Here is a 12,240-nt window from a genome sequence, read left to right on the forward strand (position 1 = left end):
GGCCGGCGCCGGGGCAGCGGCCGGAGCCTCAGCCTTCGGAGCCTCGGCGGCCTGCGCCGGAGCTTCGGCCTTGGGCGCTTCGGCGGTAGCCGAACCACCCTCGACTTCCAGCTCGAGGATTTCGTCGCCTTCCTTCAGGGTGTCGCCCACCTTGACCTTCAGGCTCTTCACCACGCCGGCCTTGGGCGAGGGGATTTCCATGCTGGCCTTGTCGGATTCCAGGGTCAGCAGGCTCTGGTCGGCCTCGACGGTGTCGCCGACCTTCACCAGCAGTTCGATGACTTCACCCTGACCATTGCCGATGTCGGGTACACGAATCAGTTCGCTCATCGTGCCTCTCCTCAGCAGTCCAGCGGGTTACGTTTTTCGGGGTTGATGCCGAACTTGGCGATGGCTTCGGCCACCACTTTAGGTTCGATATCACCACGATCGGCCAGGGCTTCCAGTGCGGCCAGCACGACCCAGTGGCGGTCGACTTCGAAGAAGTCGCGCAGCTTGCGGCGGCTGTCGCTGCGGCCGAAGCCGTCGGTGCCCAGGACCTTGAATTCCTTGCTCGGGACCCACTGGCGGATCTGCTCGGCGTAGAGCTTCATGTAGTCGGTGGAGGCGATGACCGGGCCCTTGCGGCCGGAGAGGCACTCTTCGACGTAGCTCTGCTTCGGCTTCTGGCCCGGGTGCAGGCGGTTCCAGCGCTCCACGGCGAGGCCGTCGCGGCGCAGTTCGTTGAAGCTCGGAACGGACCAGACGTCGGCGCCAATGCCGAAGTCTTCGCGCAGGATCTTCGCGGCAGCTTCGACTTCGCGCAGGATGGTGCCCGAACCCAGCAGCTGCACGTGATGCGCGGCGTCCTTCTTGTCCTCGTCGAGCAGGTACATGCCCTTGATGATGCCTTCCTCGGCGCCCTTGGGCATGGCCGGCTGGACGTAGTTCTCGTTCATCACGGTGATGTAATAGAAGATGTCCTGCTGCTCTTCGATCATCTGGCGCGAGCCTTCGCGGATGATCACCGCCAGCTCGTAGGCATAGGTCGGATCGTAGGTGCGGCAGTTCGGGATGGTCGCCGCCAGCAGGTGGCTGTGACCGTCTTCGTGCTGCAGGCCTTCACCGTTCAGGGTGGTACGGCCGGCGGTGCCGCCGATCAGGAAGCCGTGCGCGCGGCTGTCGCCAGCGGCCCAGGCCAGGTCGCCGATACGCTGGAAGCCGAACATCGAATAGAAGATGTAGAACGGCAGCATCGGCTGGTTGTGCGTGGAGTACGAGGTACCCGCGGCGATCCAGCTGGACATGGCGCCGGCTTCGTTGATGCCTTCCTCGAGGATCTGACCTTTCTTGTCCTCGCGGTAGAACATCACCTGGTCCTTATCCACCGGCTCGTACAGCTGGCCGACGGAGGAGTAGATACCCAGCTGGCGGAACATGCCTTCCATACCGAAGGTACGGGCTTCGTCCGGCACGATGGGGACGATGCGCGGGCCGAGTTCCTTGTCCTTGACCAGCTGCGAGATGATCCGCACGAAGGCCATGGTGGTGGAGATTTCGCGGTCGCCCGAGCCGTCGAGCATGGCCTTGAGGGTATCCAGCGGCGGAACCGGGACCTTGAAGCTCTTCTCGCGGCGAACCGGCATCACGCCGCCCAGCGCGGCACGGCGGGAAGCCAAGTACTTGGCTTCGGCGCTGCCTTCCTCGGGTCGGTAGAACGGCAGGTTTTCCAGGTCGGCATCCTTGATCGGGATGTCGAACTTGTCGCGGAACGACTTCAGGGACTCGACGTCGACCTTCTTGACGTTGTGCGCGATGTTCTTCGCTTCGCCAGAACCTGTGCCATAGCCCTTGATGGTCTTGGCCAGGATGACGGTCGGCTGGCCCTTGTGGTTGACCGCCTGGTGGTAGGCCGCATAGACCTTGTAGGGGTCGTGGCCGCCACGGTTGAGCTTCCAGATCTCTTCGTCGGAGAGGTCCTTGACCATCTCCAGCAGCTCCGGACGTGCACCGAAGAAGTGCTCGCGCACGTAGGCGCCGTCCTTGGCCTTGTAGTTCTGGTACTCGCCGTCGATGACCTCGTCCATGCGCTGCTGCAGCAGGCCGGCGGTGTCCTTGGCGAACAGCGGGTCCCAGAAGCGACCCCAGACCACCTTGTTGACGTTCCACTCGGCGCCACGGAACACGCCTTCGAGTTCCTGGATGATCTTGCCGTTGCCGCGCACCGGGCCGTCGAGGCGCTGCAGGTTGCAGTTGATGACGAAGATCAGGTTGTCCAGCTTCTCGCGGCCGGCCAGGGAGATCGCGCCCAGGGATTCGGGCTCGTCGCACTCGCCGTCGCCCATGAAGCACCAGACCTTCTGCTTGCCGGCGGGGATGAAGCCGCGGCTTTCCAGGTACTTCATGAAGCGCGCCTGGTAGATCGCCTGGATCGGGCCCAGACCCATGGATACGGTCGGGAACTGCCAGAAGTCCGGCATCAGCCAGGGGTGCGGGTAGGAAGACAGGCCGTTGCCGTCCACTTCCTGGCGGAAGTTGTTCAGCTGGTCTTCGCTGATGCGGCCTTCGAGGAAGGCGCGGGCGTAGACGCCGGGGGAGGCGTGGCCCTGGAAGAACACCAGGTCGCCGCCGTGTTCGTCGGTCGGGGCCTGGAAGAAGTAGTTGAAGCCAACGTCGTACAGGGTCGCCGAGGAGGCGAAGGAGGAGATGTGGCCACCCAGATCCGGGTCGTTCTTGTTGGCCTTCATCACCATCGCCAGGGCGTTCCAGCGCACCAGGGAGCGGATGCGGCGTTCCATGAACAGGTCGCCGGGCATGCGGGCTTCGTGGGTGACCGGGATGCTGTTGCGGTAGGGCGTGGTGATGGCGTAGGGCAGTTGGGTGCCGGACCGGCTGGCCAGCTCGCCCATGCGGGTCATCAGGTAATGGGCGCGGTCTTCACCTTCACGGTCCAGGACCGATTCCAGGGCGTCCAGCCATTCCTGGGTTTCGACGGGATCGAGGTCTTGCATGGCTTGCTCCAGGGCGGAAAGGCTTCCAGAATCGGAAGCCAGTAGATCGTTGCCGATAGCTGCGCCAACCTCGTGGGCGGCGCGGCGAATTCTTGGAAGTGCTCCGGGGGTACGCCCGGCGGGTTGTAGTTTTACTACAAATCGCCAGCGGATACATCCCTCCGCCAGAAAAAGTTAGTAGTAAAACTACAGGGGCGCGAAAAGACAGGAATGCCGGCGCCTCGCCGACCACTCAGGATAGACCATGAGCCTGCCGTCCCTGGCCGCTTTGCCGGCTACTCTCAAGCCTCTTGCTGAGCGCGCTGAGCAGAATTTCCGCACCGCCATTGCCGCGTTTTCCCCCGAGCAGATCGCCAGTTTCGACGGCTGGTCCGACGAGCGGCATGCCGATTTCGCCCGCGTCACCGCCGGCAGCGATTTCGTCGCCGAACAGGTCCAGCGCGATCCTGCCTTTCTATTGGCGCTGGCCGCGACCGGCGAACTGGAGCGTGCGCTGCAGCCCGGCGAGATGGGCGCGCAGCTGGAAGCGCTGCTGTCTGACTGTGCCGATGAGGACGAACTGGGCCGCCGCCTGCGCCGCTTCCGCCGGCGTCAGCAGGTGCGCATCATCTGGCGCGACCTGACCCGCCGCAGCGACCTGGCCGGCACCTGCCGCGACCTGTCGGACCTCGCCGACGCCAGCATCGACCAGTCCCTGGCCTGGCTCTACCAGCGCCATTGCCAACAGTTCGGCGTGCCCATCGGCAACCGCTCGGGGCTGCCGCAGAGGATGATCGTGCTGGGCATGGGCAAGCTGGGCGCAGGCGAGCTGAACCTGTCCTCCGACATCGACCTGATCTTCGGCTATCCCGAGGGCGGCGAGACCCAGGGCGCCAAGCGCGCGCTGGATAACCAGGAGTTCTTCACCCGCCTGGGGCAGAAGCTGATCAAGTCGCTGGACGCGATCACCGTCGAGGGCTTCGCCTTCCGTGTCGACATGCGCCTGCGCCCCTACGGCTCCAGCGGCCCGCTGGTGCACAGCTTCGCCGCGCTGGAGCAGTACTACCAGGACCAGGGCCGCGACTGGGAACGCTACGCGATGATCAAGGCGCGCGTGGTCGGCGGCGACCAGGAGGCCGGCCAGCGTCTGCTGGAGCTGCTGCGTCCGTTCGTCTACCGCCGCTACCTGGACTTCTCCGCCATCGAAGCGCTGCGCACCATGAAGCAGCTGATCCAGCAGGAGGTCCGGCGCAAGGGCATGAGCGAGAACATCAAGCTGGGCGCCGGCGGCATCCGCGAGGTGGAGTTCATCGCCCAGGCCTTCCAGCTGATCCATGGCGGCCGAGACCTCAGCCTGCAGCAGCGACCGCTGTTGCGCGTGCTGGCGATCCTCGAAGGGCAGGGCTACCTGCCGCCGCAGGTGGTCGCCGAGCTGCGCGAGGGCTACGAGTTTCTGCGCTACGCCGAGCACGCCCTGCAGGCCATCGCCGACCGCCAGACGCAGATGCTGCCGGAGGACGAGTTCGAGCGTATTCGCGTCGCCTTCATCATGGGCTTCGCCAACTGGTCGGCTTTCCACCAGGCCACCAATCAGTGGCGTGAGCGCATCGACTGGCACTTCCGCCAGGTCATCGCCGACCCGGACGAGGATGAGGAAGGCCAGGTGGATACCACCATCGGCGGCGAGTGGATTCCGCTGTGGGAAGAGGCAGTGGATGAAGAGTCCGCCTGCCGGCAGTTCGCCGATGCCGGATTCGTCGAGCCGGCCGCGGCCTGGAAGCGCCTGACCGATCTGCGCCACGGCGCGCAGGTTCGCGCCATGCAGCGCCTGGGGCGCGAGCGGCTGGATGCCTTCATGCCGCGCCTGCTTAACATGATCGCCGAGCGCGGCCCGGCGGATGTGCTGCTGGAGCGAGTGCTGCCGCTGATCGAGGCGGTGGCGCGGCGCTCGGCCTATCTCGTGCTGCTCACCGAGAACCCCAGCGCGCTGGAGCGCCTGCTGACGCTCTGCGCGGCCAGCCCGATGGTGGCCGAGCAGATTGCCCGCTTCCCCATCCTGCTCGACGAGCTATTGAATGAAGGGCGGCTGTTCCGTCCGCCGCAGGCTGCGGAACTGGGCGCCGAGCTGCGCGAGCGGCTGATGCGGATTCCCGAGGATGATCTGGAACAGCAGATGGAAACCCTGCGCCACTTCAAGCTGGCGCACGCCCTGCGCGTGGTGGCCTCGGAAATCGCCGGTACCCTGCCGCTGATGAAGGTCAGCGACTACCTGACCTGGCTGGCCGAAGCGATCCTCGAACAGGTGCTGAGCCTAACCTGGGATCAGCTGGTGCAGCGCCACGGCCGGCCGACCCGGGTGGACGGCACGCCCTGCGATCCGGACTTCATCATCATCGGCTACGGCAAGTCCGGCGGCCTGGAGCTGGGCCATGGCTCGGACCTGGACCTGGTGTTCATCCACGACGGTGATCCGCAGAGCGAGACCGACGGCGCCAAGCCCATCGATGGCGCGCAGTTCTATACGCGCCTGGGGCAGAAGATCATCCACTTCCTCACCGCGCAGACGCCCTCGGGCATGCTCTACGAGGTGGACATGCGTCTGCGCCCGAGCGGCGCTTCCGGCCTGTTGGTCAGCTCGCTGCGCGCCTTCGAGGCCTACCAGCTGGGCGAGGCCTGGACCTGGGAGCACCAGGCGCTGGTGCGTGCCCGCGTCCTTGCCGGCTGCAAGCGGGTTGCCGTGGCGTTCGAGGCGATCCGCACGAAAGTGCTGGGCCAGCAGCGCGACCTGGCCGAGCTGCGCAGGGAAGTCAGCGAGATGCGCGCGAAGATGCGCGACAACCTCGGTACCCCGAGCACCGCCGCCGGTACCGCGCCGAATGCCTTCGAGGCCGCGGCCCCGTTCGATCTCAAGCAGGATGCCGGTGGTATCGTCGATATCGAATTTATGGTGCAATACGCGGCCCTGGCCTGGTCGTGGCAACACCCGGAGCTGGTGGAATTCACCGACAATATCCGCATCCTGGAAGCGCTGGAGCGGGTCGGATTGATGTCCGGCGAGGATGTCCTGAAGCTGCAGGACGCCTACAAGGCCTACCGGGCGGCGGCGCACCGATTGTCCCTGCAGAAGCAGCCGGGCGTGGTGAGCGGCGATCACTTCCATGCAGAAAGGCGCATGGTGATGCAGATGTGGAAGGCCTTCGAGCTGACCTGATTCGCTGCGATTTCCCATGAAGTAGACAGCATCCGGCGGGATGATGATCGCCGGAGCGGGTCGCGCTGTCGGTTGTTTGCGTGGGCTGTATAGATGTCAGGAATCGGGCGCGTGATGCCATTGCGCCAGGTCACAGGGAGTGACGAAATCCGCCCGGCCGCAAGGCTCGCTGGGCTAGACTGCCGGCATTCGATGCTCGGCACCCACTCGTGACGGCACCTGCCGCACGGCTGGATGAATGGAATACGGGGAGGCGAGAGCCTCCCCGGTCGTTTTTCGGAAAAGGCATGAGAATTCTGATCGTAGGCCCCTCCTGGGTGGGCGACATGGTGATGGCGCAGACACTCTTCCAGTGTCTGAAGCAGCGGCATCCGGACTGCGTGATCGACGTGCTGGCGCCCGACTGGAGCCGGCCGATCCTCGAGCGCATGCCCGAGGTGCGCCAGGCCCTGAGCTTCCCGCTCGGCCACGGCGTGCTGGACATCGCCTCGCGCCGGCGCATCGGCAAGTCGCTCAAGGGCCAGTACGACCAGGCGATCCTCCTGCCCAATTCGCTCAAGTCGGCGCTGGTGCCGTATTTCGCCGGCATCCCCAGGCGCACCGGCTGGAAGGGCGAGATGCGCTACGGCCTGCTCAACGACATTCGCGCGCTGGATAAAGAACGCTACCCGCTGATGATCGAGCGCTTCATGGCCCTGGCTTATGAGCCGGGCGCCGAGCTGCCGCAGCCTTATCCACAGCCGCGCCTGTCCATCGACCCGCAGACCCGCGAGGCCGCGCTGGCCAAGTTCGGCCTGAGCCTGGACCGCCCGGTGCTGGCGCTGTGCCCCGGCGCCGAGTTCGGCGAGGCCAAGCGCTGGCCGGCCGAGTACTACGCCAAGGTCGCCGAGGTGAAGATCCGCGCCGGCTGGCAGGTGTGGATCTTCGGCTCGAAGAACGACCATCCCGGCGGCGAAGACATCCGCATGCGCCTGATTCCCGGCCTGCGCGAGGAATCGGTCAATCTCGCCGGCGAGACCGCGCTGGCCGAAGCGATCGACCTGATGTCCTGCGCCAGTGCCGTGGTCACCAACGATTCCGGCCTGATGCACGTGGCTGCCGCGCTGAACCGCCCGCTGGTGGCGGTCTACGGCTCCACCTCGCCGCAGTTCACGCCGCCGCTGGCCGATGCGGTGGAAATCGTCCGCCTGGGCCTGGAATGCAGTCCCTGCTTCGACCGCGTGTGCCGTTTCGGTCACTACAACTGCCTGCGCGAGCTCAAGCCGCGTCCGGTACTCGAAGCGCTGGACCGACTGGTCGCCGACCCGGTGGATGTGGAAAGCGCCGAATGAGGGTCCTGCTGATCAAGACCTCGTCCCTGGGCGATGTCATCCACACCCTGCCGGCATTGACCGACGCCGCCCGCGCCATTCCCGGCATCCAGTTCGACTGGGTGGTGGAGGAAGGTTTCGCCGAGATTCCCGCCTGGCATCCGGCCGTGGCCCAGGTGATCCCGGTGGCGATCCGCCGCTGGCGCAAGAACCTCTGGCAGACGCTCAGGAGCGGCGAGTGGAGCCGCTTCAAGCGCCGCCTGAAAGAGGTCGACTACGACCTGGTGATCGACGCCCAGGGTCTGCTCAAGAGCGCCTGGCTGACCCGCTATGTACGCCGTCGCACCCCCGTCGCCGGGCTGGACAAGGAGTCGGCCCGCGAGCCGGCCGCCAGCCGTTTCTATAACCGGACTTACCCGGTTGCCTGGGGCCAGCACGCCGTCGAGCGCGTGCGCCAGTTGTTCGCCCAGGCGCTGGACTACCCGCTGCCCGCCGGCACCGGCGATTACGGCCTGGACCGCAATCGTCTGCTGGATGCGGTGGAGACCGAGCCCTACCTGGTGTTCCTGCACGGCACCACCTGGGTGACCAAGCACTGGCCCGAGGTGTACTGGCGCGAACTGGCCCAGCGCATGGGCGAGCGCGGCTGGCATGTCCGCCTGCCGTGGGGCAACGATGCCGAGCGGCAGCGTGCCGAGCGGCTCGCCGAAGGCTTGGAAAACGCCTCGGTGCTCCCCAAGTTAAGCCTCGCAGGCATGGCCAAGGTGCTGGCCGGCGCTTCCGCCTGCGTGGCGGTCGACACCGGGCTTGGCCACCTGGCCGCCGCCCTGGACGTGCCGACGCTGTCTCTGTTCGGCCCGACCAACCCCGGTCTGACCGGTGCCTACGGGCGCTCGCAGGTGCACCTGGCCAGCGACTGGCCCTCGTGTGCGCCCTGCCTGCAGAAGACCTGCACCTACCAGCCGACGGCCGAAGACAAGCGCCAGTTCGACCTGCGGCATGAACAGCCTCTGTGCTTCACGCGCCTGAATCCCCAGCGCGTGGCGACCCAGCTGGAGGCACTGCTGCTGGCCCCGGAGACGCTTCGATGACCCTGGCTTTCGTCCTTTACAAGTACTTCCCGTTCGGCGGGTTGCAGCGCGACTTCATGCGCATCGCCCTGGAATGCCAGCAGCGCGGCCACTCCATCCGCGTCTACACGCCGATCTGGGAAGGCGAAGTGCCGCCCGGCTTCGACGTGCGCGTGGCGCCGGTGAAGTCGCTGTTCAACCATCGCCGCAACGAGAAATTCAGCGCCTGGCTGGCCGCGGACCTCGCGCGCTCGCCGGTGGACCGGGTGATCGGCTTCAACAAGATGCCCGGCCTGGATGTCTATTACGCCGCCGACGGCTGCTTCGAGGACAAGGCGCAGACCCTGCGCAACTCCTTCTACCGCCGCTGGGGCCGCTACAAGCACTTCGCCGACTACGAGCGCGCGGTATTCGCGCCGGAGTCGAAGACCGAGATCCTGATGATCTCCGAAGTCCAGCAGCCGCTGTTCATCAAGCATTACCGCACCCCCGAGGCGCGTTTCCACCTGCTGCCGCCGGGCATAGCCCAGGATCGCCGCGCGCCGGCCAATGCCAGCGAGATTCGCGCCGAATTCCGTCGCGAATTCAAGCTGGCCGACGATGACCTGCTGCTGGTGCAGATCGGCTCCGGCTTCAAGACCAAGGGCCTGGACCGCAGCCTCAAGGCGCTGGCCGCGCTGCCGCGCAGCCTGCGCAAGCGCACCCGCCTGATCGCCATCGGCCAGGACGATCCCAAGCCCTTCCTGTTGCAGGTGAAGGCGCTGGGCCTGTCGGACAACGTGCAGATTCTCAAGGGGCGCAGCGACATCCCGCGTTTCCTGCTCGGTGCCGACCTGCTGATCCATCCGGCGTACAACGAGAACACCGGCACCGTGCTCCTCGAGGCGCTGGTCGCGGGCCTGCCGGTGCTGGTCACCGACGTCTGCGGCTATGCGCATTACATCGACGAGGCGAAAGCCGGTCGCGTGGTGCCGTCGCCCTTCGAGCAGGAGCGCCTGAATGCTGATCTCCAGCAGATGCTGGAAGATGACGCGGCGAGGGCGGAGTGGGGGCGCAATGGCCTGTCCTTCGCCGACAGCGCCGATCTGTACAGCATGCCGCAGCACGCCGCCGACCTGATCCTGCGGGAGCGCGCATGAACGCTTTTGCTCTGGTAGGAGCGAGCTTGCTCGCGAACAGCCGGCTGCACCGTGCCATCCCGTTCGCGAGCAAGCTCGCTCCTACAGGTGAGGGCGCGCAGTGAAGCTCGATCTGAGAGAACCTTTTAAAAGCCTGTGGGCCGGCAAGGACCCGTTCGTCGAAGTCGAGCGCCTGCAGGGCAAGGTCTACCGCGAACTGGAAGGCCGCCGCACGCTGCGCACCGAAGTCGAGGGGCGTGGTTACTTCGTGAAGATCCACCGCGGTATCGGCTGGGGCGAGATCGTCAAGAACCTGTTCAGCGCCAAGCTTCCGGTGCTCGGCGCCGGCCAGGAGCAGCGCGCCCTGGAGCGACTGCACCAGGCCGGCGTGGCGACCATGACTGCGGTGGCCTACGGCGAGCGCGGCGGCAATCCGGCCGCGCAGCACTCCTTCATCATCACCGAGGAGCTGGCGCCGACCACCGACCTGGAAGTCCTTTCGCTGGACTGGCTGCAGGCGCCGCCCGAGCCACGCCTGAAGCGCGCACTGATCGCCGAGGTGGCGAAGATGGTCGGCACCATGCACCGCGCCGGGGTCAACCACCGCGACTGCTACATCTGCCACTTCCTGCTGCACACCGACCGCCCGATCAGCGCCGATGACCTGCGCCTGTCGGTGATCGACCTGCACCGCGCCCAGACCCGCGCCGCCACTCCGCGGCGCTGGCGCGACAAGGACCTGGCGGCGCTGTACTTCTCCGCGCTGGACATCGGCCTTACGCGCCGTGACAAATTGCGCTTCCTGCGTGGTTACTTCCTGCGTCCGCTGCGTGACATCCTCCGTGAGGAAGCCGCGCTGCTGGCATGGATGGAGCGCAAGGCGGCCAAGCTCTACGACCGCAAACAACGATACGGAGACCTGCTCTGATGGCCGGCTGGGTACTCGAAGCCGACTACCAGCATCTCGCCGCCGATTTCGGCAGCCTGGATGCGGTGTTCGCCCTTGCAGGCGAACGCATCACCAAGGATGCGATGTCCGACGTCGTGCGCATCGAGCGCGACGGCGTGCGTTATTACGTCAAGCGCTACCGCAAGCCGGGCAAGGGCTTTCGCCGCTTCCTGCCGCGCCCGCGGGTGAAGGCCGAGTGGCAGAACCTCAAGCAGTTCGCCAAATGGGGCATTCCTACTGCCAAGGTGGTGGCGTACGGCCTGGAGCGCGAGCACGGCGGCTTCTCCCGTGGCGCGATCATCACCCGCGAACTGGTCGGCACCGAGGACCTGCAGGCGCTGGCCAAGCAGAAGGATCCGCGCCTGAAGGATCGCGCCTGGGTCGAGCACGTCATGCAGCAGCTGGCGCGCTACACGCGGACCATGCATGACCACCACTTCACCCACAACGACCTGAAGTGGCGCAACGTCCTCGTCGATGGCGAGGGCACGGTGTATTTCATCGACTGTCCGATCGGCGACTTCTGGATCGGCTTCATGCTGCGCTACCGCATCACCAAGGACCTGGCGACGCTCGACAAGGTCGCCAAGCGCCAGCTGTCAGCCACGCAGCGCCTGCGTTTCTACCTGCTGTACCGCCGGCGTGAGCGCCTGAATGCTTCGGACAAGAAGCGCATCCGCCACATCGTTCATTTCTTCGAGGGACGCGAGTGAAGGACTTCATTGCCGAGGGCGACCAGGCCCTGCTGGAAAGCCATGCCCTGGCTGATTTCGATGCCTTGTGGGCCCTGGAGCTGGTGGCCGTCGACGAGCCCAACACCGAGCGCGGTGGCTACAGCAGCGTCTACCGCCTGGAGCTGGACGGCACCGCCTACTACCTCAAGCGCCAGAGCAACCACCTGACCCGCAGCCTGAAGCGCCCGTTCGGCGAGCCGACCTTCAGCCGCGAGTTCCGCAATATCCAGCGCTACCACCAGCTCGGTATCCCCTCCATGCAGGCGGCCTTCTTCGGTGCGCGGCAGGTCGGCGGCGAGCGCCGGGCGATCCTGATGACCCGCGCGCTGGACGGCTGGCGCGACCTGGACAGCCTTTTGCAGGGCTGGTCGAACCTGCCCGCCGAGCGCCGCCAGGCGATCCTGCGCGCCTGCGGCATGCTTGCCCGGCGCCTGCACGAGGCCGGCCAGATGCACGGCTGCTTCTATCCCAAGCACATCTTCCTGCGCGAAACCGACGACGCCTTCGAGGCGACCCTGATCGACCTGGAGAAGACCCGCCCGTTGTGGTTCGGCCAGCGCGACCGCGTGCGCGACCTCGAGCCGCTGCTGCGCCGCGCGCCGGACTGGAACGAGACCGACGTGCGCAACCTGCTGGCGGCCTACCTGGGCACCTCGTCCACCGGGCCCGAGGTGGATGACTGGTATCGCCGCCTGGGCGCGCGCCGCAAGAAGAAGGAAAACCGCGCATGAGGCTGTCCGCCCTGCGCGATGCCGGCCGCACTCCGGCGCTGCCCCTGCGCATCGAGCTGGAAGACGGCGCCGGCCCGGCCGAACTGCGCCTGGACAGCCTGCTGCGCGTATTGCCCGGCCAGCGCTACGTCGGTGCGGCCAATTGGCG

Annotated in this window: 9 protein-coding genes and 1 pseudogene; 8 read left to right on the top strand and 2 right to left on the bottom strand. The window is 66.3% G+C overall.

Annotated elements, in window-relative coordinates; translation table 11 throughout:
- On the bottom strand, positions 1 to 330 hold a 330-nt coding region (locus ACCC94_RS22565), incomplete at its 3' end, for a biotin/lipoyl-containing protein (RefSeq protein ID WP_413351813.1).
- 11 nt (positions 331 to 341) lie between these two features.
- A complete protein-coding gene (gene aceE, locus ACCC94_RS22570; protein ID WP_413351814.1) occupies positions 342 to 2,990 on the bottom strand; it encodes a pyruvate dehydrogenase (acetyl-transferring), homodimeric type in 2,649 nt (882 codons plus the stop codon).
- Between the two features lie 244 nt (positions 2,991 to 3,234).
- Here aceE and glnE point away from each other — a divergent pair, with 244 nt between their 5' ends.
- From glnE to ACCC94_RS22610, 8 genes and pseudogenes are all read left to right on the top strand, one after another.
- Complete coding sequence (glnE, locus tag ACCC94_RS22575; RefSeq protein WP_413351815.1) at positions 3,235 to 6,180, top strand: bifunctional [glutamate--ammonia ligase]-adenylyl-L-tyrosine phosphorylase/[glutamate--ammonia-ligase] adenylyltransferase; 2,946 nt, start codon at positions 3,235 to 3,237, stop codon at positions 6,178 to 6,180.
- Between the two features lie 287 nt (positions 6,181 to 6,467).
- Entirely contained in the window at positions 6,468 to 7,511 is a 1,044-nt protein-coding gene (gene waaF, locus ACCC94_RS22580; protein WP_413351816.1) for a lipopolysaccharide heptosyltransferase II, read from the top strand.
- Positions 7,508 to 8,581: a lipopolysaccharide heptosyltransferase I gene (waaC, locus tag ACCC94_RS22585; RefSeq protein WP_413351817.1), complete on the top strand. Its 1,074-nt coding sequence runs from the start codon at positions 7,508 to 7,510 to the stop codon at positions 8,579 to 8,581. Before waaF ends, waaC begins: the two co-directional genes overlap by 4 nt.
- Positions 8,578 to 9,699 carry a glycosyltransferase family 4 protein gene (locus ACCC94_RS22590; RefSeq protein WP_413351818.1) on the top strand — a complete coding sequence of 374 codons (1,122 nt, stop codon included), beginning with the start codon at positions 8,578 to 8,580 and terminating at the stop codon, positions 9,697 to 9,699. The genes waaC and ACCC94_RS22590 overlap by 4 nt, the downstream gene beginning before the upstream one ends.
- Positions 9,700 to 9,799: 100 nt before the next feature.
- Complete coding sequence (rfaP, locus tag ACCC94_RS22595) at positions 9,800 to 10,606, top strand: lipopolysaccharide core heptose(I) kinase RfaP (RefSeq protein WP_413351819.1); 807 nt, start codon at positions 9,800 to 9,802, stop codon at positions 10,604 to 10,606.
- The gene (locus ACCC94_RS22600; RefSeq protein WP_413351820.1) at positions 10,606 to 11,340 is read left to right on the top strand and encodes a lipopolysaccharide kinase InaA family protein; all 735 of its coding nucleotides are present in this window, start codon (positions 10,606 to 10,608) and stop codon (positions 11,338 to 11,340) included. The genes rfaP and ACCC94_RS22600 overlap by 1 nt, the downstream gene beginning before the upstream one ends.
- The gene (locus tag ACCC94_RS22605; RefSeq protein WP_413351821.1) at positions 11,337 to 12,092 is read left to right on the top strand and encodes a lipopolysaccharide kinase InaA family protein; all 756 of its coding nucleotides are present in this window, start codon (positions 11,337 to 11,339) and stop codon (positions 12,090 to 12,092) included. Before ACCC94_RS22600 ends, ACCC94_RS22605 begins: the two co-directional genes overlap by 4 nt.
- A pseudogene (locus ACCC94_RS22610) lies at positions 12,089 to 12,240 on the top strand (serine/threonine protein kinase); the annotation flags it as partial. The gene ACCC94_RS22605 and the pseudogene ACCC94_RS22610, both read left to right, overlap by 4 nt.

The organism is Pseudomonas sp. Pseusp97 (assembly GCF_047304025.1).
Classification (GTDB): domain Bacteria; phylum Pseudomonadota; class Gammaproteobacteria; order Pseudomonadales; family Pseudomonadaceae; genus Pseudomonas.